General features: G+C 69.5%; 24 protein-coding genes. 12 read left to right on the top strand and 12 right to left on the bottom strand.

Annotated elements, in window-relative coordinates:
- Positions 1 to 84 precede the first annotated feature (84 nt).
- On the top strand, positions 85 to 711 hold the full coding sequence (locus OHU89_RS28410; protein WP_405646942.1) for a hypothetical protein: 627 nt from the start codon (positions 85 to 87) through the stop codon (positions 709 to 711).
- Here OHU89_RS28410 and OHU89_RS28405 read toward each other — a convergent pair.
- The 6 genes from OHU89_RS28405 to OHU89_RS28380 all read right to left on the bottom strand — a co-directional run bounded on the left by OHU89_RS28405 (position 701) and on the right by OHU89_RS28380 (position 6,508).
- The gene (locus tag OHU89_RS28405; protein WP_405646940.1) at positions 701 to 1,102 is read right to left on the bottom strand and encodes a hypothetical protein; all 402 of its coding nucleotides are present in this window, start codon (positions 1,100 to 1,102) and stop codon (positions 701 to 703) included. The two genes, OHU89_RS28410 and OHU89_RS28405, sit on opposite strands and share 11 nt — an antisense overlap.
- Positions 1,103 to 1,173: 71 nt before the next feature.
- Positions 1,174 to 2,436: an ArgE/DapE family deacylase gene (locus OHU89_RS28400; RefSeq protein WP_405646938.1), complete on the bottom strand. Its 1,263-nt coding sequence runs from the start codon at positions 2,434 to 2,436 to the stop codon at positions 1,174 to 1,176.
- A gap of 71 nt (positions 2,437 to 2,507) precedes the next feature.
- Positions 2,508 to 3,920, bottom strand: coding sequence for an ATP-binding protein (locus tag OHU89_RS28395; RefSeq protein WP_405646936.1), 1,413 nt, complete (start codon positions 3,918 to 3,920; stop codon positions 2,508 to 2,510).
- Positions 3,921 to 4,637 (bottom strand): response regulator transcription factor, encoded by a 717-nt coding sequence (locus OHU89_RS28390; protein ID WP_365393939.1) that lies wholly within the window; start codon positions 4,635 to 4,637, stop codon positions 3,921 to 3,923.
- A gap of 156 nt (positions 4,638 to 4,793) precedes the next feature.
- A complete protein-coding gene (locus OHU89_RS28385) occupies positions 4,794 to 5,423 on the bottom strand; it encodes a CE1759 family FMN reductase (RefSeq protein WP_405646934.1) in 630 nt (209 codons plus the stop codon).
- Positions 5,420 to 6,508, bottom strand: coding sequence for an LLM class flavin-dependent oxidoreductase (locus OHU89_RS28380; RefSeq protein ID WP_266889200.1), 1,089 nt, complete (start codon positions 6,506 to 6,508; stop codon positions 5,420 to 5,422). Before OHU89_RS28380 ends, OHU89_RS28385 begins: the two co-directional genes overlap by 4 nt.
- Positions 6,509 to 6,617: 109 nt before the next feature.
- On the opposite strand from OHU89_RS28380, the gene OHU89_RS28375 reads away from it, so the two are divergent.
- On the top strand, positions 6,618 to 8,048 hold the full coding sequence (locus tag OHU89_RS28375; protein ID WP_405646932.1) for an MFS transporter: 1,431 nt from the start codon (positions 6,618 to 6,620) through the stop codon (positions 8,046 to 8,048).
- Between the two features lie 79 nt (positions 8,049 to 8,127).
- On the opposite strand, the gene OHU89_RS28370 is transcribed toward OHU89_RS28375, so the two are convergent.
- Entirely contained in the window at positions 8,128 to 9,024 is an 897-nt protein-coding gene (locus tag OHU89_RS28370) for an NADP-dependent oxidoreductase (protein WP_405646930.1), read from the bottom strand.
- Between the two features lie 140 nt (positions 9,025 to 9,164).
- Here OHU89_RS28370 and OHU89_RS28365 point away from each other — a divergent pair, with 140 nt between their 5' ends.
- The gene (locus OHU89_RS28365; protein ID WP_405646928.1) at positions 9,165 to 9,563 is read left to right on the top strand and encodes a winged helix-turn-helix transcriptional regulator; all 399 of its coding nucleotides are present in this window, start codon (positions 9,165 to 9,167) and stop codon (positions 9,561 to 9,563) included.
- A 60-nt stretch (positions 9,564 to 9,623) separates the two neighbouring features.
- On the opposite strand, the gene OHU89_RS28360 is transcribed toward OHU89_RS28365, so the two are convergent.
- Together OHU89_RS28360 and OHU89_RS28355 are read right to left on the bottom strand one after the other, a co-directional pair.
- Positions 9,624 to 10,109: a MarR family winged helix-turn-helix transcriptional regulator gene (locus tag OHU89_RS28360; protein ID WP_266889204.1), complete on the bottom strand. Its 486-nt coding sequence runs from the start codon at positions 10,107 to 10,109 to the stop codon at positions 9,624 to 9,626.
- A gap of 70 nt (positions 10,110 to 10,179) precedes the next feature.
- A complete protein-coding gene (locus OHU89_RS28355; protein WP_405646926.1) occupies positions 10,180 to 10,656 on the bottom strand; it encodes a hypothetical protein in 477 nt (158 codons plus the stop codon).
- 131 nt (positions 10,657 to 10,787) lie between these two features.
- Between OHU89_RS28355 and OHU89_RS28350 the strand changes: the two genes are divergently transcribed.
- Entirely contained in the window at positions 10,788 to 11,123 is a 336-nt protein-coding gene (locus OHU89_RS28350) for a YnfA family protein (RefSeq protein ID WP_266899396.1), read from the top strand.
- Between the two features lie 30 nt (positions 11,124 to 11,153).
- Here the strand turns inward: OHU89_RS28350 and OHU89_RS28345 are convergent, their stop codons facing one another.
- Positions 11,154 to 11,588 carry an ester cyclase gene (locus OHU89_RS28345; RefSeq protein WP_405646923.1) on the bottom strand — a complete coding sequence of 145 codons (435 nt, stop codon included), beginning with the start codon at positions 11,586 to 11,588 and terminating at the stop codon, positions 11,154 to 11,156.
- 332 nt (positions 11,589 to 11,920) lie between these two features.
- On the opposite strand from OHU89_RS28345, the gene OHU89_RS28340 reads away from it, so the two are divergent.
- The 4 genes from OHU89_RS28340 to OHU89_RS28325 all read left to right on the top strand — a co-directional run bounded on the left by OHU89_RS28340 (position 11,921) and on the right by OHU89_RS28325 (position 15,165).
- Positions 11,921 to 12,697 (top strand): SDR family NAD(P)-dependent oxidoreductase, encoded by a 777-nt coding sequence (locus tag OHU89_RS28340; protein WP_046262138.1) that lies wholly within the window; start codon positions 11,921 to 11,923, stop codon positions 12,695 to 12,697.
- Positions 12,698 to 12,886: a hypothetical protein gene (locus OHU89_RS28335; RefSeq protein ID WP_405646921.1), complete on the top strand. Its 189-nt coding sequence runs from the start codon at positions 12,698 to 12,700 to the stop codon at positions 12,884 to 12,886.
- A 42-nt stretch (positions 12,887 to 12,928) separates the two neighbouring features.
- A complete protein-coding gene (locus tag OHU89_RS28330) occupies positions 12,929 to 14,194 on the top strand; it encodes a GNAT family N-acetyltransferase (protein ID WP_405646919.1) in 1,266 nt (421 codons plus the stop codon).
- A 176-nt stretch (positions 14,195 to 14,370) separates the two neighbouring features.
- A complete protein-coding gene (locus OHU89_RS28325) occupies positions 14,371 to 15,165 on the top strand; it encodes an LAGLIDADG family homing endonuclease (protein WP_405646917.1) in 795 nt (264 codons plus the stop codon).
- A 43-nt stretch (positions 15,166 to 15,208) separates the two neighbouring features.
- On the opposite strand, the gene OHU89_RS28320 is transcribed toward OHU89_RS28325, so the two are convergent.
- Positions 15,209 to 16,402 (bottom strand): RtcB family protein, encoded by a 1,194-nt coding sequence (locus OHU89_RS28320; protein ID WP_405646915.1) that lies wholly within the window; start codon positions 16,400 to 16,402, stop codon positions 15,209 to 15,211.
- Between the two features lie 184 nt (positions 16,403 to 16,586).
- On the opposite strand from OHU89_RS28320, the gene OHU89_RS28315 reads away from it, so the two are divergent.
- The 3 genes from OHU89_RS28315 (at position 16,587) to OHU89_RS28305 (ending at position 19,769) form a co-directional block, all read left to right on the top strand.
- Positions 16,587 to 17,420: a DUF3558 domain-containing protein gene (locus OHU89_RS28315; RefSeq protein WP_405646913.1), complete on the top strand. Its 834-nt coding sequence runs from the start codon at positions 16,587 to 16,589 to the stop codon at positions 17,418 to 17,420.
- Between the two features lie 109 nt (positions 17,421 to 17,529).
- Positions 17,530 to 18,420 (top strand): DUF3558 family protein, encoded by an 891-nt coding sequence (locus OHU89_RS28310; protein ID WP_405646911.1) that lies wholly within the window; start codon positions 17,530 to 17,532, stop codon positions 18,418 to 18,420.
- 92 nt (positions 18,421 to 18,512) lie between these two features.
- Positions 18,513 to 19,769 carry a DUF2637 domain-containing protein gene (locus OHU89_RS28305; RefSeq protein WP_266889211.1) on the top strand — a complete coding sequence of 419 codons (1,257 nt, stop codon included), beginning with the start codon at positions 18,513 to 18,515 and terminating at the stop codon, positions 19,767 to 19,769.
- A gap of 69 nt (positions 19,770 to 19,838) precedes the next feature.
- Here OHU89_RS28305 and lysS read toward each other — a convergent pair whose 3' ends face one another.
- Positions 19,839 to 21,581 carry a lysine--tRNA ligase gene (gene lysS / locus OHU89_RS28300; protein WP_405646910.1) on the bottom strand — a complete coding sequence of 581 codons (1,743 nt, stop codon included), beginning with the start codon at positions 21,579 to 21,581 and terminating at the stop codon, positions 19,839 to 19,841.
- 356 nt (positions 21,582 to 21,937) lie between these two features.
- Here lysS and argS point away from each other — a divergent pair, with 356 nt between their 5' ends.
- Entirely contained in the window at positions 21,938 to 23,704 is a 1,767-nt protein-coding gene (argS, locus tag OHU89_RS28295) for an arginine--tRNA ligase (RefSeq protein WP_405654686.1), read from the top strand.
- Positions 23,705 to 24,106: the final 402 nt, after the last annotated feature.

The following is a 24,106-nucleotide window of genomic DNA, read 5'->3' as shown; positions in this document are numbered from 1 at the left end:
ACGGGGGATCAGGGGGAGCAGTTCGCCATGCCGTGGAACCGGCCTCACGGCGGCCGCACAACGAGCCGTCCTGTCATTGCATGCGTGGCCTTCGCGGGACTCACCGCGGCGGTCCTGATCGGCTGGGGCGGCTTGGACACCGTCCCCGGCTGCGGGTACGTCAGCGACGCCCACCCCTCCCGGACCGCGCAGGACTGGGTCACGTACGCCGATCATGTCGTCGTCGCCACGCCCGAGCGGGAGCGGGACACCGGGCGGCGCGACTTCGCCTCGGGCCCGTTCCGGTACCGGACCGACCGCATGGTGACCTTCCGCACCGACAAGGTCCTGTGGACCTCGGCCGACCGGCCCGACCGCCCCGTGGACAAGGGCTTCGACATGGTCGCCCCCGGCTGGCGGGTGTACCGGCAGAGCGGCACCCGCATCAAACAGACCGCCCCCGACGCTCCCCGCCTGGAGACCGGCCACACCTACCTCCTCGCCCTGCGCTGGAGCTCGCAGGGCTGGACGGTTCTGGGTGAGGGCGCCGCCGTCCCCTTCGACGACGGGGTCTCCGGTCAGGGCGAGTGGTGCGGGCGGGTCCTGTCGAAGGAGGACGTCGCCCGCGGTGAACTCTTCTCCCGCAAGGACGACGGCAGTCTCGAGGAGACGATCCTCGGCCAGGACGAACAGGCGGTACGGCGTGAGCTGGACCGTGCGGTCAGGAAGTGAGCGCCGCTCGTCCGCTCGGGGTGAGATGCCCGTGGCGCCAGGCCGACAGGGCGAAGACGGACGGGAGTTGGAGGGTGAACAGCGCGAAGATCAGCATGAGGAAGGCGGAGTCGGCGGGCGGACCGTCGTAGGCCACGGCCTCGGCGGCGGTGACCAGCAGCAGGACGAGCGTGTACAGACCGGTGTCGATGCCGGCCGTGCTCCAGCGCGACAGCGGGGGCAGCAGCAGTCTCGCCTCGACCAGTACGACGATCGTGACCAGCGGGAAGGCGAGCCGGTCCGGGGTGAGGAGTTCGGGGCTCCAGAGGAAGTTGCCGACCTCCCCCACGGCCAGCGAGACGAGCGTGACGATCGCCGCGTACGACAGGGCACTGCGCCAGGATGTGAACATGGACGGCTCCTTCCCCCGCGGGCCGAGCCGGCCCACTCAAGAAGATCGTCCAACGGGCCCGCCGGTTCCCGTCACTTCGTCCCCACTGTCCGCAGCACCGTCAGCGCCAGCGTCCGCGCCACCGCCACCACCTCCCGCACGGACACCCGCTCCCGCGCACTGTGGGCGACCTGGATGTCCCCCGGCCCGAACTGCAGCGTCGGGATCCCGGCCCCGGCGTACAAGCGCAGATCGCTCCCGTACGACGCCCCGCGCTCCCTGAGCGGCCCGCCCCCGGCGTCCGCGTGCGCGCCGCGGATCACGCCGGGCAGCGGATGCCCCTCCGGCAGCCGGCCGCTCGCGAACTGCCCACCGGGCCAGGTCACGCTGACCGGATGGTCGGCCAACCAGGCGTCCCCGGCACACACTTCGGCCACACACCGCTCGAACGCGGCCCGCGCAGCCGCCGGCTCCTCCCCCAGCCGCACCCCCAACCGCCCCTCCGCGACCAGCAGATCGGGCACACTGCTCGCCCAGTCCCCGGAGCGCAGGGTCCCCACCGACAGGGCGTACGGGATCGGATACTCGGCCATCAGCGGATGCGGCTCCCGGTTCCGCTCGGCCTCCAGCCGCCCCAGCGCCCGGTGCAGCGGCAGATAGGCGTCGATCGCGCTGACCCCCTCGTCGCGTGAACTGCCGTGCGCGGACTTCCCGTTGACGGTGAGCCGGAACGTCAGCGCGCCCGCGTTGGCGGTGACCAGGGTGCCGCCGGTCGGTTCGGCGATGACACAGACGTCCCCGCCGTACCCTCGCCGCAACGTCCCGAACGCACCGAGTCCCCCGTCCTCCTCCCCCACGACGAAGTGCACGGCGACCCGCCCCCGCAGCCGCGCCCCGCTGGCCCGCACCGCCTCCAACGCGACCAGCTCCGCCACCAGCCCGGCCTTCATGTCACAGGCCCCGCGCCCGTGCACGACATCCCCGACGACCCTGGGCACAAAGGGATCCCCCTCCCAGGCACCGAGATCCCCGGGCGGTACGACGTCCACATGCCCCTGAAGGATCAGCGTGGGCCCGTCCCCGCCCTCCCCGGCCCGCCCGACGAGCCCCCACGCCTCGTCCCGGGCCGCCTCCGCACCGGGAAAGTCCGGGTGGGCACGCAACGCGTCCAGATCCATGGCCCACAGATCGACATCGAGCCCGAGCCGCTCCAGCCGCCCGGCGAGGTGATGCTGCAACTCCGACTCGGCGGCACTCCCGGTAACGCTGGGAATGGCGACGAGCTCGGCGAGCATCCGCCCGACGGAGGCTTCGTCGATGCGGTCCAGCGCGGCGGCTTCCCCGGCACCCAGCATGTACGCCCTCCCCATCCTCGACGGAGCGATACCTGCTCACCGTAGACGGCCGACAAGCCGGTGATCGGACCTCAGCCCCCACCCACCGTGAACCCGATCGCCGAGCCGCCGCCGTCCCTCCGCAGCGCGAACGGGGCTCCGCCGTGGGCCAGGGCCACCTCGCGGACGATCGACAGGCCCAGGCCCGACCCGGGAAGGGAGCGGGCGTCGGCGGCTCGGTAGAAGCGGTCGAAGATGCGGATCAGGTCCGCTTCGGCGATTCCGGGGCCCCGGTCCAGGATCTCCACCCGGACGGTGCCCGGGCGGGCGGGGCCGGTCACCCTGATCTCGATCGGGGCGCGGCCCGCGCGGTCGAACTTCGCCGCGTTCTCCACGAGGTTCGACACCGCGCGCGTCAGCATGCCCGGCCGGCCGTCGGTCGTCGTGTCCCCGCTCACCCGGACCACGACCTCGCGCCCGGTGCGGCGCCGCGCGAGCCCCGCCACGTCCTCCACGATGTCGGCGAGGTCCACCCGCTGCGGCGGCTCGGTGTCGGACTGACCGGCCGCGAGATCGACCAACTCGTTGACCAGGTCGGTCAGTTCGCGGGCCTCCTGGCCCAGGTCCGCGACCAGTTCGGCGCGGGTCTCGGGCGGCAGTTCGTCGATCCGCCGCAGCAGCGAGATGTTGGTACGCAGGGAGGTCAGCGGCGTCCGCAGCTCGTGCCCCGCGTCCTGGACGAGGCGCCGCTGGTCCTCCTCCGACTGCGCCAGCCGGCCCAGCATGCGGTCGAAGGCCCGACCGAGGCGGCCCACCTCGTCGTACCCCGTCACCGGCACCTGGATACCGAGGCGGCGGGTGCGGGCGACGTCCTCCGCGGCCGAGGTGAGGATCACCAGGCGGCGGGTGATGCGCCGGGCCAGCCACCAGCCGAACAGCCCGGCCCCGACCACCACGGCCGCCATCAGGATCAGGGTGCGTTGCTGAAGCGCCCGCAGCAGGTCCTCGGTGTCGCTGAACTCCTGCGCGACCTGCACCGCGCCCCGGCCGTCACCGAGGGAGACGGTCGCGACCCGGTAGACGTCGCTGCCGACGTCGACGTCCTTGTGCTCGGCCAGCCGCCCCGCCGGCGTGGCCGCCGCGACGAGACGGTCGGCGTCGATGACGGGCAGCCCGGGGCTGCCGGGGTCGACGACCGAGCCGTCCGGCCCCAGCACCTGCACATCGGTACGGGCCGGGCGGACCAGGTCGTGTCCGGGCTCCGACGAGGAGAAGTCCTCCGGCGTCATCCTGCGCTCCCGCACCTCGTCCCGCAGGTCCTGCACGACCTCGTCGAACACGGACTGCTGGTCCACCCGGACCAGACGGGCGGCGGCGCCGTACGACAGGATCCCGACGAGGACGGTGACGGCGGCCGTGACCGCCGCGAAGGACACCGCGAAGGTGGTCGCGAGCGAGACCAGCCCGGGCCGGCGTCTGCGCAGCAGCCGCGCGAGGCGGCCCACTCAGTCCTCCCGCAGCACGTAACCCACGCCCCGCACCGTGTGGATCAGCTGCGGGGCGCCCGGCTCGTCGAGCTTGCGGCGCAGATAGCCGACGTAGACGGCGAGGTTCTTGGAGCCCGGCCCGAAGTCGTACCCCCAGATCCGGTCGTAGATCGTGGAGTGGTCGAGGACGATCCCGCTGTTGCGCACCAGCAGTTCCAGCAGCTCGAACTCGGTACGGGTCAGCTCCAGCTCCCGCCCGTCCCGCCAGGCCCGCCGCGCCTGCGGGTCCATCTTCAGCCCGGCCGCCTCCAGGTACCGCTCGGGCACCGGCTGCTTGGGCGCCTCGACGGGGGCGACCCCGCCCGCCCCGCCGGTGCGGCGCAGCAGGGCGCGCAGCCGGGCGAAGACCTCCTCGACGTCGAAGGGCTTCAGGACGTAGTCGTCGGCGCCCGCGTCCAGGCCGGCGATCCGGTCCTGGGTCTCCACGAGCGCCGTCAGCATCAGGATCGGCGTCCGGTCGCCCTCGGCGCGCAGCACCCGGCAGACCTGGAGCCCGTCGATGCCCGGCATCATCACATCCAGCACGAGCACGTCGGGCGGGGTGCGGTGGGCCTGCGCCAGCGCCTCGACACCGTCGGCGACCGCGGTGACCCGGTAACCCTCCAGGGTCAGGGCGCGCTCCAGGGCGTGACGGATGGCGCGGTCGTCTTCGGCGAGCAGCACGGTCTGAGGCACGCCCCCATACTGCCAAGGCCGTCGCCGGTTCAGCCGGGTGAGCGGGCCGACGATCAGCCTTTTTACCGGGCTCTCACCGTCACAGAGGCAACCGGAGGGCGTACGCCCTCCGGTCTTCGCACCACCGAGCGCCCGAGCGCCCGAACGTCCGAGCCCTCAGACCGCCGGTGCGCCCGTCGGTGACAGCGCCGCCAGCTGCTCGGCGAACGGGACCACCTCGAAGGGGTCCCTGGCCTTGGCCGACGTGACCGATGTGACCGGCTCGGCCTCCGGACGGCCCTCGGGCAGCAGCGCCGCCAGCTCCCCCGCCGCCCGCTCGATCCGCCCGTCCAGCCCCTCCGCGCCCCAGTCCTCCGAGGCCGCGTACACCCCGGTCGGCACGACGACGGCCCGCAGATGGGAGAAGAGCGGCCGCAGCGCGTGGTCCAGCACCAGGGAGTGCCGCGCGCTGCCGCCGGTCGCCGCGACCAGCACCGGCTTCCCGGCCAGCGCGTCCTTGTCGAGGACGTCGAAGAACGACTTGAAGAGTCCGCTGTACGACGCCGAGAACACCGGCGTGACGACGATCAGGGCGTCCGCCCCGGCCACGGCGTCCTGCGCGGCGGCGAGAGCACGCCCGGGAAACCCGCTGGTGAGGTGGTGGGCGATCTCCACGGCGAGGTCGCGGACCTCGACGACCTGTACCTCGGCCGGCGCGAGTTGCTTCACGGCCGCCGCCAGCCGGTCGGCCAGCAGTCGCGTGGAGGACGGCACGCTCAGTCCCGCAGAGACGACGACGAGCTTCATACGACGGTCTCCTTCTTCACTTCGGCGAGCAGCGACGCGTGGGTGGGCGCCTCGGGGACATCCTTCGCGCGGCCCTTCGCGAACTCCTCGCGCAGCACTGGAACGACCTCCTCGCCCAGCATGTCGATCTGCTCCAGGACGGTCTTCAGCGGCAGCCCGGCGTGGTCCACCAGGAACAGCTGGCGCTGGTAGTCGCCGGCGTACTCGCGGAAGCTCAGCGTCTTCTCGATGACCTGCTCCGGGGAGCCCACGGTCAGCGGGGTCTGGTCGGTGAAGTCCTCCAGGGAGGGCCCGTGTCCGTAGACCGGCGCGACGTCGAAGTAGGGCCGGAACTCGCGGATCGCGTCCTGGGAGTTCTTCCGCATGAAGATCTGCCCGCCGAGTCCGACGATCGCCTGCTCGGGCGTGCCGTGGCCGTAGTGCGCGTACCGGCTCCGGTACAGCTCGACCATCCGCTTGGTGTGGTCGGCCGGCCAGAAGATGTTGTTGTGGAAGAAGCCGTCACCGTAGTACGCGGCCTGCTCGGCGATCTCGGGCGAGCGGATGGAGCCGTGCCAGACGAAGGGCGGTACGCCGTCCAGGGGGCGGGGCGTGGAGGTGAAGCCCTGGAGCGCCGTACGGAACTTCCCCTCCCAGTTCACGACGTCCTCGCGCCACAGGCGGCGCAGCAGGGCGTAGTTCTCGATGGCGAGGTTGATGCCCTCGCGGATGTCCTGTCCGAACCACGGGTAGACCGGGCCGGTGTTGCCGCGGCCCATCATCAGGTCCACCCGGCCGTCGGCCAGGTGCTGGAGCATCGCGAAGTCCTCGGCGATCTTCACCGGGTCGTTCGTGGTGATGAGGGTGGTGGAGGTCGAGAGGATGAGCCTCTCGGTCTGCGCGGCGACGTAACCGAGCATCGTGGTCGGTGACGAGGGCACGAACGGCGGGTTGTGGTGCTCACCGGTCGCGAAGACGTCGAGCCCGACCTCCTCGGCCTTCAGCGCGATGGCGACCATGGCCTTGATGCGCTCGCGTTCGGTCGGCGTCCGGCCGGTGGTGGGGTCCGGCGTGACATCGCCGACGCTGAAGATCCCGAACTGCATGGTCGCTCACCCTCCAGGTTGTTGACCGTTCAACTATACCGCTGAACGGCCACCCCCGCCCCGTTATTCCACTTGACCCGCCAACCCTCCCCGCCTCATATTCATCTGCGTGACACAGATATTGCATGACGCAGATGAAGGCCGCGAGAAACCGCCCCTCCCCGCCCGCACCCGCTGGGCGATCCTCGCCGTGATCCTCGCCGCGGACGTCCTCGACCTCCTCGACGCCACGATCACCAACATCGCCGCCCCGACGATCACCGCGGACCTCGGCGGCGGCCCCGGCCTCGTCCAGTGGCTCGGCGCCTCCTACGCACTCGCCCTCGGCGTACTGCTCGTCCCCGGCGGACGGCTCGGCGACAGATACGGCCGCCGCCGGCTCTTCCTGCTCGGGCTCGCCGGATTCGTGGTGGCCTCACTGGCCTGCGGGCTCGCTCCCGACCCGACGACGCTGGTCGTCGCCCGGCTCGCCCAGGGCGCCTTCGGGGCCCTCGTCATCCCGCAGGGCTTCGGCATCCTCGGCGCCACCTGGCCCCGCGACCAGATCGGCAAGGCGTTCAGCCTGTTCGGGCCCGCGATGGGACTGTCCGCGGTCGGCGGCCCGATCCTCGCCGGGTTCCTCGTCGACGCCGACGTCCTGGGCCTCGGCTGGCGCCCCATGTTCCTGATCAACCTGCTGCTCGGCGGCGCCGCCCTGCTCGCCGCCGCCCGCCTGCTGCCGCGCGACTCAGGCGACCGGGCCGTTTCCGTCGACGTCCGCGGGGCCGTGCTGCTCACCGGCGCACTGCTCGGCCTGCTGGGCGGGCTGATCGACGGCTCGGCGAGAGGCTGGACCAGTCGGCCACTGATCCTCCTGGCCATCGGCCTCGCCCTCTTCGCCGCCTTCTCCCACCGCCAGCGCACCGCCCCCCACCCACTCATCGAACCGACCCTGCTCCACAACCGCGGCTTCGCCGCGGGCCTGGCCCTCGGCATCGTCGCCTTCGCCGCGACCGCCGGCCTCCTCTACGTCCTCTCCCTCTTCCTCCAACAGGGCCTCGGCCGCTCCCCCACCGGCACCGCGCTCGCCCTGATCCCCCTGACCATCGGCATCGTCATCGCCTCGATCGCCTGCCACGGCCTGATCCACACCCACGGCCGCCGCCTCATCCACGCCGGCCTACTGACCCTCATCGCAGGCTGCGCCTACCTGACCCTGTTGATCCACAACTCCGGCACCCACACCGGAACTTGGCCCCTCGTCCCACCCCTGCTGATCCTCGGCATCGGCATGGGCACCTGCTTCGGCACGGTCTACGACATCACGATCGGCGACATCGCCCCGGCGGAGGCAGGTAGCGCGAGCGGCTCGCTCAACGCCGTACAGCAACTGGCCAACGCGATCGGAGCGGCGGCCGTGACCACGGTCTACTTCAGAACAACCGGCAACACCACCCACGCCACCACGGTCAGCCTCATCACGGTCACCGCAGCACTCACCCTGTGCCTGCCGCTTGTGGGCCTACTACCGCGAAGGGCGCAGGAAGACCAACACCACTGAACCCGGCCAGGGGCGCGGGGAACTGCGCGACAAGCCACGACGAACCCGCACCCGCCACACAACCGCCCCGACCACCCCACTAGGCGCCCGGCACCAACACCAACCGCCCCCGCACCCCACCCTCGGCGAGCCGCACATGCGCCTTCACCGCCTCCTCCAACGGAAACGTCTCCGCCACCCGCAACGTCAGCACCCCCTCCTCGACCAGCCCGACCAACTCACCGAGCCGCGCCCCATCCGCACCAACCTCGACGGCAGTCGTCCGCACCCCCCGCACCGACGCCGGCTGAGCCTGCGGAATGACCCCGACGTACACACCCCCGTCCCGCACCCACTCCAACGCCGCCTCCCCGAGCACCGCCGTATCCAGTACGACATCGAAGGCCCCCGCCTCGACCACACCGGACGTGAAGTCCACGGCGCCCAGGGACCGTACGAGCTCCTCGTCCCCCTCCCGCGCAAGCCCGGTCACCGAAATCCCCCGCCGGGAGGCGAGCTGGATGACGAACCCCCCGACCGCACCCGCCGCCCCGGTCACCAGCAGGGACTGCCCCTCCGTCAACTCCGCCAGATCCAGGGCCTGTACGGCGGTCAGGGCGTTCAGCGGCAACGTCGCCGCGTGTACGACGTCGACCGTCCTCGGCGCCCGCGCCACCGCGTCCGTGTCCAGGACGACGTACTCCGCGTGTGTGCCCAGCGGCGCGACCATGCCGTAGTCGAGCCCGACCACCTGATCCCCCACGCTCCACGCACTCGCGACCCCCACGGCGTCCACCGTCCCGGCGACATCCCAGCCGAGCCCGATCTGCTTGCCCGCGCCCCCGAAGACGCCCTGCCGCACCCCCGCGTCCACCGGGTTCAGCGTGGCCGCCGCCACCTTGATCCGTATCTGTCGCGCGGCGGGCTCGGGCACCTCGGTCTCCACGACCTCCACGGCCTCGGGCCCACCGAACGCGTTCACCACAACAGCACGCATGCCAAGTCTCCTGGTTTTATTGGCGTTTGCGGGGATTCCCCATTGCGCGGGGCCCCCTTCCCTGCCAACAACCCTAGGAAGAGTTACTATCTATCAGTAAGTAGTTACCTGGAAGTGCGTAAGCACCCCGGAGGTGAGCCATGCCGACCATGACCGCGGCCCAGCGGCGCGAGCAGGCCCGTGTCGAGTACGACGCGTTCATCCGCGGCTGCCCGACCAACCAGCTCCTGGACCGCCTCAGCGACAAGTGGGTCAGCCTCGTCGTCTCGGCCCTCTCCACCGGCCCGATGCGCTACAGCGACCTCACCCGCAAGATCGCCGGCGTCAGCCCCAAGATGCTCACGCAGACCCTGCGCTCACTGGAACGCGACGGCATCCTCGTCCGCACGGTCACCCCGTCCGTCCCGGTCCGCGTCGACTACGAACTCACGCCGCTCGGCCACAGCCTGGCCGTACTCCTGACCGCGGTGAAGGACTGGGCGGAGACCCACATCGAAGAGGTCCACCAGGCCCGCGAGCGCTACGACACCACGGACTGACGGACCGACCGACCGACCGGCCGACCGGTCAACTGACCAACTGGGCGTCCGTCCGGCCGCCTAGACGTCGCCGGAGCGCAACCGCTCGACCTGCTCGGCGCTGAACCGCGTCGTACGCCTCATGTGCTCGATGATCAGGGCGAGTTGGGCATCACCGAGGTCGTCGAAGAGGGCGTTGTACCCGCCCCCCAGCCGGTCCCACACCCGCGTCAGCTCCGCCAGCTTCTCCGGCACGGTGGCCACCAGCACCCGCCGCCGGTCCGCCACGTCCCGCTCCCGCACCGCGTACCCGGCCCGCTCCAGCCGGTCCACCAGCCGCGTGGCCGACCCGGTGGTCAGCCCCGTCAGCTCGGCGACCCGCCCGGTGGTCACGGGCCCCCCTTCCAGGGCCAGCAGATTCAGGCACTGCAGATCGGTCGGATGCAACCCCAGATGATCGGCGAAGGCCTGATTGAAGAGAGCGTAAGAGGCCATGTACCGCCGAGAAACGGTCCCCAGCTCCTCGAGCAACCGCTCCCGCGCCGCCCCACCCTCCACCTGCACCATGCGGAGATCGTACGACGCGGCCGACGGACAGGGAGAGAGGCCGATCGTCCCTCCAGCCGCCCACCCGCGGTCAGAAGTAGTACGTGTCGCCCGTGTCCAGGACCAGGACCCGCTGGCGGTCGTTCAGGTGGTTCCGGTCCACCACGCCGCCGCTCCACACCGTGTCGATCTCCAGCAGGGCCTCGGACGGCTCGCCCCTCAGGCGTAGCCGCAAACCGATCTGGTCGCCCAGCCCGTCCGCGTCCAGCGCGCCGACCCGGCACAGCACCACCCTCACACCCGACCGTGCGCACCCGTCCGGCAGCAGCTGTCGGTTCGCCAGCGGTTCCGACCAGCGCAGCCGAACCGTCGCGTCGGGCACCGCCGACGGCCCGTGATTCCGCGGCGTGAACCGCACGTCGACCTGGCCCGCGGCCATGGAGACGGCACCGTGATAGGCCAGATCGGCCTCGGGCCCACCCGGAAAGGCCCCCGCCCCCGCGATAGCCCCCGGCGCCACCCCGCAAACCGCCAGCACGGCCGCGACGCACACAGCAACAACCCGCATACCGGCACTCCTCACTCCAGCGTGGTCATACCGTCGGATGTATCCCACGCGGAGCGGGCGACAGGCGCCCTCCAACAGGTGACTGGACCCGTATGGCCAGGTGACGTGGACCATATGGCAGGCTGCGCGGCATGCTCGTCCTGCGCTCGGCCGCGCTCTTCGTCGTCGCGGCCCTCTTCGAGATCGGCGGTGCGTGGCTGGTCTGGCAGGGCGTACGGGAGCACCGCGGCTGGCTGTGGATGGCCGGCGGCGTGCTGGCCCTCGGCGCCTACGGTTTCGTCGCCACCTTCCAGCCCGACGCCCACTTCGGCCGCATCCTCGCCGCGTACGGCGGGATCTTCGTCGCCGGTTCGATCCTGTGGGGCGCCGTCGCGGACGGCTACCGACCCGACCGCTGGGACGTCACGGGCGCGCTGGTCTGCCTCGCGGGCATGGCAGTGATCATGTGGGCGCCGCGGGGAAACTGAACGCCGGGCGCCTCACCCGGCGCCTTCGGGTCACCCGGCCCCTTCGGGCAGCAGACCCAGCTGCCCCAGGAACTCCATCTGGTCGAAGTAGAGCCGGTAACTGACGATCCGGCCGTCCCGCACGGTCGCGCAGTCGACCCCGCGGATCCTGATCTCCTTCTGCGTCGCGGGGAGGGACTCCCCGGAGGGCAGCAGGATCGGACCGGTGTTCCGCCCGCTGAAGACCCCTTCGTCGATGGCCGTGTCGTCGACCTCATAGGCGTACAGCGTCTCGAACGTCGCATCCGGCACCGCGTCCGTCATCTGCCGCCAGTACTCGACGATGTTGTCCCGACCGTGGATCTCGCCCTCGTCCGGCGTGTACGCGACCGCGTCCTCCGCGTACAGCTCCCCGATCGCCTTCACGTCCGGGTGCGTGGTCAGCGCCTCGGTGAGCCGATCCATGACCTCTCGCGCTTCACCCATGATCCACCTCCACTACCAGAGGACCACCCACCTCGATTTTCCCACGCACCGCCCAAACCGGACCGCCGACCGAAACCGGCCCCCCGACCGACACGCGACCACAAGCCGAGCCCGAACCACAAGCTGGCACCTGACCCCTGCCCGAAACCGGACCACCAGCCGAAACCGACCCTGCCCGAGACCGCACCCCCGGCCGAGACCAAACCGCTGACCGAGACCGGCCCCCCAGCCCCCGCCCGGCACCGGACCGCTGGCTGAGACCAGAAACCCCTCCCCGCTCCACCCGCCTATCCTGGCGGCAGCCATTCGTACGCACGCCCGAGGAGCAGCCCATGGCCACCGCCGCACCGTCCGCCGCCTCCCGCATCGCCGTCGTCACCGGTGCGAGCAGCGGAATCGGCGCCGCCACGGCCCGACAGCTCGCCGCCGCGGGCTACCGCGTCGTCCTGACCGCCCGCCGCAAGGACCGCATCGAGGCCCTGGAGGCGGAGATCAACGCGTCCGGCGCCCAGGCGACGGCGTACCAGCTGGACGTCACCGACCGCGCCGCGGTCGACGAGTTCGCGTCGGCCTTCCGGACGATCGGCGTCCTGGTCAACAACGCCGGCGGCGCGCTCGGCGCCGACCCGGTCGCGACCGGCGACCCGGCCGACTGGCGTTCGATGTACGAGACGAACGTCCTCGGCACCCTGAACGTCACCCAGGCCCTCCTCCCCAAGCTGGTCGCGAGCGGCGACGGCACGGTGGTCGTCGTCTCCTCCACCGCCGGCCACGGCACCTACGAGGGCGGCGCCGGTTACGTCGCCGCCAAGCACGGCGCCCACGTCCTCGCCGAGACCCTCCGTCTGGAGATCGTCGGCCAGCCGGTCCGCGTCATCGAGATCGCGCCCGGCATGGTGAAGACGGACGAGTTCGCCGTGACCCGCTTCGGCGGCGACAAGGAGAAGGCGGAGAAGGTCTACGAGGGTGTCGCCGAGCCCCTGACGGCCGACGACGTCGCGGAGACGATCACCTGGGCCGTCACCCGCCCCCACCACGTCAACGTCGACCTCCTCGTCCTGCGCCCCCGCGCGCAGGCGTCGAACACGAAGGTCCACAGGGAGCTGTAGATGCCCGACGGCCACGACGACCCAGGCGACCACGCCGACCACGGCGACCTCGATGACGAGTCGGACCGCCGACACCTCGCGCTGGAGAAGAAGCGCGAACGCTTCGTCTGGTACTACCTCGCGTACTTCCTCTTCGGCATCCACATCGTGGCCTTCGTGATGATCTACGCGGTGACGCACGCGAAGTAAGTCCAGGTCAGGACGGGCGGCGACCGCATATGGTCGCTGCCCGTGGACAGACACGTACGCTTCGACGCCCTGCACAACGTCCGCGATCTCGGCGGCTACCAGGCCGCCGACGGCCGCAGGATCCGCCCGCGAAGGCTCTACCGCGCCGACTCCCTGGGCAAGTTGACCCGTGACACCCCGGACTGGTCCCGCTTCCTCTCCCTGGGCATCCGCACGGTGATCGACCTGCGCTACGACTGGGAGATCGACGCCAGGGGCCGCATCCCGCGAGACGACTCCTTCACCTACCACCACCTCAGCATCGAGCACCGCCCCTACGACCAGGCGGCGTTGGGCTCCGACATCGAGCCCGGCCCCTACCTCGCCGAACGCTTCATGGAAGTCGCCGAGGACGGCACGAAGGAAATCCGCCAGGCCCTGGAACTGGTAGCGGAATCAGCGCAGTCCGACACCCCCCTGGCCTTCCACTGCGCATCCGGCAAGGACCGCACGGGCGAACTGGCAGCCCTGATCCTCTCCTTGCTCGGCGTCGACGAGCGAACGATCATCGAGGACTTCAGCCTCACGGAACTGGCGACCTCGGCCCTGCTGGCGGACTGGCGGGATCGGAACGAGGGCAGATCCCCGACCTGGCCGGGCTTCGCCCGCGCCCCCGAGTCGGTGATGCGCCTGTTCCTGCAGTCCCTGAACACGCGCTACGGCTCGGTGGAGGGCTACGTCACGAAGGCCCTGGGCCTGGACGCCGAAGCCCTCTCCTCAAAGCTCCGCGAAAACCTCCTGGAACCGGCCCCCACGACCTGGCACCCCCTCACCTACCGAAAAGCGGAGCCCGCGGACGCAAAAACCCTGGTCCACCTCCGCGACTCCCTCTCCCTCTGGATGCTGGCCAGAGGAATCGACCAGTGGAAGCCCCAGGAAAAGACCGAGGCCCACTTCCTCACCCGCATGCAAGAGGGCGAAGTCTGGCTGGCCCACACGGGCGACACCCTGGCCGGCGCCTACGAACTCTGGTGGACCGACGAAGCAGCCTGGGGCCCCCGCCCCTCCGACGCCGGCTACATCCACCGCCTGATGACAACCCCCCACACGGCCCCACCCAACACCGGTCGCCAACTCCTGACCCACGCGGAATCCCGCATCACACAGTCAGCCCGCCCCTACGCCCGCCTGGACTGCCTCTCCACCAACCCCCGCCTCCGCACGTACTACGAATCCGCGGGCTACACAGTCGTAGGCGAACAGCCCACAAAGGACGGCGGGTTGGGCAGCCCGTACGCGGTGACCCTGCTGGAGAAGCGCCTCGGTTAACTCACAGGGGTGAACCTCATCGATCACCCAAACGACCCCTGAACAGGCGATCTAGGCTCGCACCACAACATCAAATCGACGGCCCTCGCCCGGGCGGCAACCCGGTCGAGGGCCTGACCAGCAAGGAAGGAATCAGCTTCCTCATGGCTGAATGCGAGCCTAACGCTCACCGGTTCATGGACCTCACGGTCCCGGAGTACGCGTACATGTTCGGCTTCTTGCAGGCGGATGGTCATCTCCAGCAAGGGGTCGGCCAGAAGGGAAAGTTGACAGTCGAGCTCAACGCCCGCGACATCGCTCTCCTACGCACGTTCCAGAAGCTGACGCCCTACTACAGCAGCGTCACGGAACGCACCCGGTCCACGAACTTCGCCGAGACACACAGCTCAGCCACCTGGAGCCTGTGTTCCCTAGAAGCCAGGACCAAGGTCAATGAACTCGGCCTGCCGTACGGCCGCAAGTCGAAGACGATCGCGCCGCCTCACAGCGACTTCTCCCGACGCGACTACCTCCGCGGGCTCATCGACGCTGACGGCTCAGTCGGTTTCACCGGGAAAGGGTTCCCTTTCGTCTCCCTCACCACAGCCAGCACGGACATCGCAACCCACCTGTGCGAGTACGCCAGGGAGGTGACTGGCGCCGTGCGAATCGTCAAGCGCAACACCCGGGACGACATCTACAACGTCTTCTACGCGATGGAGAACGCCCAACGCCTGGCAGCTGACCTGTACTACCCCGGCTGTCTCTCTCTGGAACGCAAGCGCACGGCGGCGGTCTCCCTTGCCGCCTGGGCACGTCCCCACGGCATGCGAACCGAGTACACCCAGCGCCGATGGACCGAGCAGGAAGACCGGATCCTGCTTGAACTCAACAGCCCGAAAGCAGCCGCCGAGGAACTCGGCAGGACCGCCCAGAGCTGCAACCTCCGCCTCTGGCGCCTCCGTACAGGCCAGGCCCCCCGGCCTAGCTGACAGTGGCCATGTAAGGGGCCCGGCTTCGGCCGGGCCCCTCGCGTCAGCCCTTCACGCAGACGACCTGCTTCAGCTTCGCCACGACTTCCACAAGGTCCCGCTGCTGGTCGATGACCTGCTCGATCGGCTTGTACGCACCCGGGATCTCATCCACGACGCCGGAGTCCTTACGGCACTCCACGCCCCGTGTCTGCTCCTCCAGGTCCTTCGTCGTGAAGCGACGCTTGGCCGCGTTGCGGCTCATGCGCCGACCGGCGCCATGCGACGCCGAGTTGAAGGACTTTTCGTTGCCGAGACCCTTCACGATGTACGAACCGGTGCCCATTGAGCCCGGGATGATGCCGTACTCTCCGGCCCTGGCGCTGATCGCCCCCTTACGGGTGACAAGTAGGTCCATGCCTTCGTAGCGCTCGACATTCACGTAGTTGTGATGGCAGCTGATCTCCGGTTCGAAGGTGACCTTCGCCTTCTTGAACTCACGGCGGATCACATCCTTGGAAAGCGCCATCATGAGGGCGCGGTTGTACTTCGCATACTCCTGCGCCCAGAACAGGTCATGCCGGTACGCCGCCATCTGAGGGGTGTCCGCGACGAACACCGCAAGATCCCTGTCGACCAGGCCCTGATTGTGCGGCAGCTTCTGAGCCACCCCGATGTGGTGCTCAGCCAGCTCCTTGCCGATATTCCGAGATCCGGAGTGCAACATAACCCAGACCGAATTATCCGAATCGAGGCAAAGTTCCCAGAAATGATTCCCTTGGCCAAGGGTTCCCATTTGCGTAACTGCCCGCCCCCTGCGGAACTTCACCACCTCGGCAACCTGATCGAACCGCCCCCAAAACTCATCCCACCCCGCAGCGGCAAGCCCATGGAACCGCCCAGGCTCAACGGCAGAGTCATGCATCCCCCGCCCCACCGGAATAGCCTCCTCGATCTTCGACCGCAGCCGAGACAGATCCCCCGGCAGATCATTGGCGGTCAGGGACGTCTTGACGGCCGACATCCCGCACCCGATGTCCACCCCCACCGCCGCAGGACAAACAGCCCCCTGCATGGCGATGACCGACCCGACGGTCGCGCCCTTCCCGTAATGCACGTCCGGCATCACGGCCAGTCCCTTGATCCACGGCAGTGTCGCGACGTTGCGCAGCTGCTGGAGCGCCACGTCCTCGACCGACGCCGGGTCGGTCCACATGCGGATCGGTACCTTCGCGCCCGGCAGTTCCACGTACGACATATCGTCCTCATTCCCCCGGAATTTTGTAAAAGTCTCAAATCGCAAAACCGGCGCCAAGATCAACGAATGGGACAACGGACCGGCGTCCACGGCTGTGCGTGCGATACACATGGTGCCCAGGGGTCACCCCTGCCCGGCAAGCGAATAAGCAGCGGGAACACGCACACAGCGAGAGGAGCCGACCGTGCAGCGGAAGGCCTATGTACCCGGCGTCGCGGCGCTCCTCGTGGCATTGCTGGCCGGCTGCACCAGCGGCTCGGACGACGGCGGCACCACGGACGACGCCAACCCCGGCGACGCCGGCACCGCGTCGGCCGCCGCCGAACCCGGCCGCTACCGCACTCTCCCGGAGCCCTGCGGCGCGGCCGGCCAGAGCACGCTCGACGCGCTCCTGCCCGGCATCCAGCAGATCACGGACGAGGATCAGCGCGAGAAGGCGTACGAGGGTGAGCCGTCGGTCACGTTCGACACGGACCGCAAGGTCGGCTGCCGTTGGAAGGTGGAGTCGACGGACGCGACGGACCGGCTGCTCGTGGATCTGGAGCGGGTGGTGTCGTACGACACCGTGAGCGACGACAGTGAGGCGGAGGGGGTGTTCGCGGAGAAGCAGGAGGCGGCCGACCTTCCGGAGCCCGTGATCTCCGAGTCGAGCACGTCCGACGCGAGCACCGAGAGCGCCTCCCCGAGTTCGTCCCCTTCTTCGTCTTCTTCGTCTTCTTCGTCTTCTTCGTCTTCTTCGTCTTCCTCCAGCACCTCTCCGAGCGCCACTCCCACCGATCTGCAGCCCCGTCTGCTCGACGATCTCGGCGACGAGGCGTTCCTGGACGACGCGCTCAGCAGCTCGGGTTCGACGGCTCAGCAGCGCACGGTGACTGTGGCGTTCCGCACGTCGAATGTGATCGTGACGATCGTGTACGAGGAGCAGCCGGCGACGGTCGGCGTGGTGCCGGACAGTGAGGAAATGCAGGACAGGGCAAGGGAGCTGGCCTCTCAGCTGGCGGACGCGCTGGCGGGTTGAGGGGTGTTCGGGCGCCTCGGCAAAGCAGGTGAACCAGAGCCGCACAGCTGGCTCACCGCGTACCGTGGCCCCTCGGACCCGAGCCGACCGCAGGAGCACGAGCAGCGTCATGAGTGAAGGAACCATGCAGCGAGCAGCACAGCGAGACCAGGGTGACAAGCGAGTGAGGCGCCTGAGCCGGGTACTTCTCGGCGCGGCGGCAGTCCCGGTGATGCTGGTGGCGGCCGGCTGTTCCTCGGACTCCGGCTCGGACGACGCCGGTGGCAAGGAATCCGGTGCCAGTGCCTCCGCGTCCGTGAGCGCGTCGCCGACGGTGCAGGCGGCGACGTATGCCTCGCTTCCCGACCCGTGCGACACCCTGTCCAAGGGCACGTTGGGCGATCTCGTGCCGAAGGCGCCGAAGTCCGGCAAGCAGGGCAAGTCGGATGATGTGGCGACGCGGGGCAGTTGCTCCTGGTCGAGCCTGGACAACAACGGTGTCAAGGGCTCCCAGTTCCGCTGGCTGAACGTCTCGTTGCTCCGTTTCGACTCGGACGTCACGCGTGGCGAGGGCGACAAGCTGGCGCAGGAGTACTTCGACAAGCAGGTCCAGGACGCGCAGTCGGTGGACGGCGCGAAGAACGCCAAGACGGCGCCGGTGACCGGTACGGGCGAGGCGGCGACGCTGGTGACGTACGACCTGAAGAAGAAGGAAGGCTCCTTCAAGCAGCAGACGCTGGTCACGCGCGTCGAGAACGTCGTGGTCACCGTGGACTACAACGGGGCGGGTCTTGCGGGCGAGAAGACGCCGAGTGCGGACAGCCTCGCCAAGCTGGTGAAGAAGGCGGCCAAGGAGGCGGTGGCCGCGGTGACGAAGGCGAACTCTGGTGGCGGCACGGGTACGGGGGGCGCGGCGAGCCCGTCTCCGTCCGAGTCGGCGTCCAAGTCCGCCTCCAAGTCCCCCTCGACGTCTACGTCGAAGTCCGCATCTCCGTCCAAGTCGACTGCGAAGAAGAGCTGAACAAGGGCTGACGGTCCCTACCGGCCACCCGTGCGCCGCACACATGTGCCACTCTGTTGCGCGCAACAACACGCAAGGGGAGGGGATTACGGGTGGCCGCACCAGTGCAGTTGACCCGGACGCACCGCGTTCTCATCGGCGTCGTCGTGTTCGGCGCCGTGATCATCGCCGGTATCGGCTTCGCGGGGTCGTACGCGGCCGTCCGTGAACTCGCGCTCCAAAAGGGCTTCGGGAACTTCAGTTACGTCTTCCCGATCGGCATCGACGCGGGCATCTGTGTCCTGCTGGCCCTGGATCTCCTCCTGACGTGGATCCGCATCCCGTTCCCGCTGCTGCGTCAGACGGCGTGGCTCCTGACGGCGGCGACGATCGCCTTCAACGGCGCGGCCGCCTGGCCGGATCCGCTCGGCGTCGGCATGCACGCGGTGATCCCGATCCTGTTCGTGGTCTCGGTCGAGGCCGCCCGGCACGCGATCGGCCGTATCGCCGACATCACGGCCGACAAGCACATGGAGGGTGTCCGCCTCACGCGCTGGCTGCTCTCCCCGCTGCCGACGTTCCTGCTGTGGCGGCGCATGAAGCTCTGGGAGCTGCGCTCCTACGAGCAGGTGATCAAGCTGGAGCAGGAGCGCCTGGTCTACCAGGCGAGGCTGAGGTCGCGCTTCGGCCGTGCCTGGCGGCGGAAGGCTCCGGTGGAGTCCCTGATGCCGCTGAGGCTCGCGCGTTACGGGGTCCCGCTGGCGGAGACGGCTCCGGCGGGCCTGGCGGCGGCGGGCATCGAGCCCGCGCTGCTCCCCCCGGCCCCGGTACCGATGCCGGCACCGCAGGTCGAGGCTCCGGTGCAGCAGCGGGCTGTGGAGGCCGCGCCCGTCCCGCAGCAGGCGGTGGCTCCTGCCGAGGAGCAGTACGAGCAGGTGCCGGAGGAGAGCCCCTGGTTCGCTCCGCCCCAGCAGATCGAGTACCAGGGCGACTACGACCCGGCGTACGACCCGGACCAGTACGCCCAGTGGTACGCGGAGCAGGAGCAGGCCGAGCAGTACCAGCAACAGCAGCGGCCGGTCCACGAGGAGTCCTCTTCGGAGGAGACCGGCAGCTTCCCCATCCCGGTGGGCCCCAGCCGCACGCGGGAACTCGGTGAGGGCGGCGGCAGTCCCGAGCCGGACGAGGAGTCGTACTACCAGGTCTTCAAGAAGTCGATAAGCGGCAGCGGCTACCCGACCCCGCGTGAGTTCAGCGAGAACGTCGAGGCCGAGTTCAGCCTCATGCTCCCGCCGGACGAGTCCAAGCGCATGGTCAACCGCTTCACGAACCGCTACAACGCGGAACTGGAAGAGGACCACATCGCGTAACCACGAGCGCGTACGACGATGGGGGCGCCCGGTGAACCACCGGGCGCCCCCATCGTCGTAGAACGGCCTTTACGCGCCGAGCAGGGTCCGCACCCGCTCCTGGCCCACGGCCAGCAGCAGCGTGGGCAGTCGCGGACCGGTGTCACGGCCCACCAGCAGGTGGTAGAGCAGCGCGAAGAAGGTCCGCTGTGCGGTCTTGATCTCCGCCGGCAGCTCCTTGGGCGTCGCGTCCGCGGAGAACCCGGCCTGCACCTTGGGCACGCCGTAGACGAGGTGGGTCAGCCCGTCGAGCGACCAGTGCTCGGCGAGGCCGTCGGCCAGCAGCCGCAGGGACTCCGTGGAAGCCTCGTCGAGGGACTTCAGGAGTTCGACGTCCGGCTCGTCCCGCACGATGGTCCGCTGGTCGGCGGGTACGTGCGTGTTGATCCAGGCCTCGGCCTTGTCGTACCGCGGCCGGGCCTCGTCCAGCGAGCCCAGCGGGTTCGAGGGGTCGAGCTCGGACAGGATCCGCAGCGCCTGGTCCGCGTGCCCGGCGGTGATGTCCGCGACGGACGCGAGGGTCCGGTACGGCAGCGGCCGCGCGGTGCGGGGCAGCTCGCCGCCGGCCGTGCGCACCGCACGCGCGTGTGCGGCGATGTCGGCGGGGAGGGCGGAGCCGTCCGCGACCTTGGCGTCCAGCTTGTCCCACTCGTCGTAGAGCCGCTGGATCTCCTGGTCGAAGGCGATCTTGAAGGACTGGTTGGGGCGGCGCCGGGCGTAGAGCCAGCGCAGCAGCTGCGGCTCCATGATCTGGAGCGCGTCCCCGGGCGTGGGCACGCCGCCCTTGGACGACGACATCTTCGCCATCCCGGAGATCCCCACGAAGGCGTACATGGGCCCGATCGGCTGCTTCCCGCCGAAGATCCCGACGATCTGCCCGCCGACCTGGAAGGAGGATCCCGGAGACGAGTGGTCGACACCGCTCGGCTCGAAGACGACACCCTCGTACGCCCACCGCATCGGCCAGTCGACCTTCCAGACCAGCTTGCCGCGGTTGAACTCGTTGAGCCGCACGGTCTCGGAGAAGCCGCAGACGTCGCAGGTGTACGTCAGCTCGGTGCTGTCGTCGTCGTACGCCGTGACGGTCGTCAGGTCCTTCTCGCAGTTGCCGCAGTACGGCTTGTACGGGAAGTACCCGGCGCTGCCGGAGGAGCCGTCGTCCTCGTCCGCGGCGCCGGACCCCTCCGCGGCCTCCAGCTCGGCCTCGTCGAGGGGCTTCTGCTGCTGCTTCTTCGGGGGCGCCTTCTTGGTCCGGTACTGGTCGAGGATCGCGTCGATGTCACCGCGGTGCTTCATGGCGTGCAGGATCTGCTCGCGGTACACGCCGGAGGTGTACTGCGAGGTCTGGCTGATCCCGTCGAATTCCACACCCAGCTCGCCGAGCGCCTCGACCATGGCGGCCTTGAAGTGCTCGGCCCAGTTCGGGTACGCGGATCCCTTCGGCGCGGGCACGGAGGTCAGCGGCTTGCCGATGTGCTCGGCCCAGGATTCGTCGACGCCCGCGATGCCGGCCGGCACCTTGCGGTAACGGTCGTAGTCGTCCCAGGAGATGAGGTGCCGGACCTGGAGCCCCCGGCGCCGGATCTCGTCGGCGACCAGGTGCGGGGTCATGACCTCGCGCAGGTTCCCGAGGTGAATGGGCCCGGAGGGTGACAGTCCGGACGCGACGACGACCGGTTTGCCCGGGGCCCGACGCTCCGACTCCTCGATGACCTCATCCGCGAAACGGGAGACCCAGTCGGTGGTCTCGGTGCTCTGAGCCACGGGGCACATCCTTCTTTCTCTCCTGAAGCAGCCGGTACGGTCTACGGCTGGCGCTGCCATTCTCCCAGTTCGTTCGGCAAGCGCGAAAACGCCTTTTCCTGGACGCGCCCCCAAGGCGGCGCAGCCGCCTCGTAGGGGCGCGGGGCTGTATCGATATGCGGCTCCGCCGCGTGGGCGCGACAAGCCCCCGATAGGCGGCGCAGCCGCCTTTAGGGGCGCGGGGAACTGCGCGACAAGCCCCCACCGGCCGGCACCCGGCAAAGCACCGCCCACCCCCCGGGCTCATAGCCGCAAAATCCGCTTTACCCCCCATGGGATACTGGCCACGTCTGAAACAACCCCACGAGGAGAACGGCTCCCACCCCATGACCTCGGTCACGTCGCTCACCGACCAAGTCCACCAGCGCCTCACCGACGCCCTCACTTCCGCTCTCCCGGAAACCGACGGAGTCGACCCGCTGCTGCGACGTAGCGACAGGGCCGACTACCAGGCCAACGGGATCCTCGCCCTCGCGAAGAAGGCCAAGGCGAACCCCCGCGAGCTGGCCACGCAGGTCGTCGCACAGGTCGAGTCCGGCGACGTGATCAAGGACATCGAGGTCTCCGGCCCCGGCTTCCTCAACATCACGATCTCCGACAAGGCGATCATCGAGAACCTCGCCGAGCGCTACACCGACCCCGCCCGCCTGGGCGTCCCGCCGAAGAAGAACCCCGGCATCACCGTCGTCGACTACGCCCAGCCCAACGTCGCCAAGGAAATGCACGTCGGCCACCTCCGCTCCGCGGTCATCGGCGACGCCCTCCGCGGCATGCTCGACTTCACCGGCGAGCAGACGATCGGCCGCCACCACATCGGCGACTGGGGCACCCAGTTCGGCATGCTCATCCAGTACCTGGTCGAGAACCCCGGCGAGCTGGCCCCGCCCGAGGACGTCGACGGCGAGCAGGCCATGTCGAACCTGAACCGGGTCTACAAGGCGTCGCGCGCGGTCTTCGACGCGGACGAGGAGTTCAAGGAGCGTGCCCGCAAGCGGGTCGTGGCCCTCCAGTCCGGCGACAAGGAGACCCTCGAACTGTGGCAGCAGTTCGTCGACGAGTCGAAGGTCTACTTCTACTCCGTCTTCGAGAAGCTGGACATGGAGATCCGCGACGAGGAGATCGTCGGCGAGTCCGCGTACAACGAGGGCATGCCCGAGACCGCCCGCCTCCTGGAGGAGATGGGCGTCGCGGTCCGCTCCGAGGGCGCGCTGGTGGTGTTCTTCGACGAGATCCGCGGCAAGGACGACCAGCCGGTCCCGCTGATCGTGCAGAAGGCGGACGGCGGCTTCGGCTACGCGGCCTCCGACCTGACCGCGATCCGCGACCGTGTCGTGGGCCTGGACGCGACGACGCTGCTGTACGTCGTGGACGTACGCCAGTCGCTGCACTTCAAGATGGTCTTCGAGACGGCCCGCCGCGCCGGCTGGCTCGGCGACGACGTCACCGCGCACAACATGGGCTACGGCACGGTGCTGGGCGCGGACGGCAAGCCGTTCAAGACGCGTGAGGGCGAGACGGTCAAGCTGGAGGACCTCCTCGACGAGGCCGTCGAGCGGGCCACCGCCGTCGTGCGCGAGAAGGCCGAGAAGGTGGGCCTGACCGAGGAGGAGATCGTCGAGAACGGCCGGTACGTCGGGATCGGCGCCGTGAAGTACGCGGACCTGTCGACGTCGCCGAGCCGTGACTACAAGTTCGACCTGGACCAGATGGTCTCGCTGAACGGCGACACGTCGGTCTACCTCCAGTACGCGTACGCCCGGATCAAGTCGATCCTGCGCAAGGCCGACGACAAGCGGCCGACCGCCCACCCGGAGCTGGAACTCGCCCCGGCGGAGCGGGCGTTGGGCCTGCACCTGGACGCGTTCGGCGACCTGCTCGCGGAGGCCACGGCGGAGTACGCACCGCACAAGCTGACGGCGTACCTCTACCAGCTGGCGTCGCTCTTCACGACGTTCTACGACCAGTGCCCGGTCATCAAGCCGGAGCCGCCGAAGGACATCGCGGAGAACCGCCTGTTCCTCTGCGACCTGACCGCCCGCACCCTGCACCAGGGCATGGCCCTGCTGGGCATCAGGACGCCCGAGAAGCTCTGAGCGTCCTCGAAGAAACAGCCGTTCCGGGCCCGGCCCCCATGGAGGGACCGGGCCCGGAATGTCTCCTACCGCAGTCCTCATCCGGACAAGTCCCGCCGTACCCCGTCATGTGAAGACCTCGTGCACCCGCACCCCACCAGCCCCCGCACGCCCCGAACAGGACCCGGCGCTTCACCAACCCCCCACACCACGCTTCGCACACATCAAGTCGGCGCTCCCAATCACCTCTCGCCTTTACTCGGCCGTAACGGCGTCCTGTTCGGCCACCCCTGTCGTTGACCGATGTACAACAACCCCGTCACGCTCCCCCTGGTCACTCCGAGTCGCATCGGCCCGGATGAGCCGGTGCCGCAACCACGGGGGAAGTCATCAAAAATCACCGCAGATCATCACGTTCGGTAC

The organism is Streptomyces sp. NBC_00019, from assembly GCF_045041015.1.
In the GTDB taxonomy this organism is placed as follows: domain Bacteria; phylum Actinomycetota; class Actinomycetes; order Streptomycetales; family Streptomycetaceae; genus Streptomyces.
Note: the sequence above shows the minus strand (reverse complement) of the source record. Positions and strands in the feature narration are given on the sequence as shown.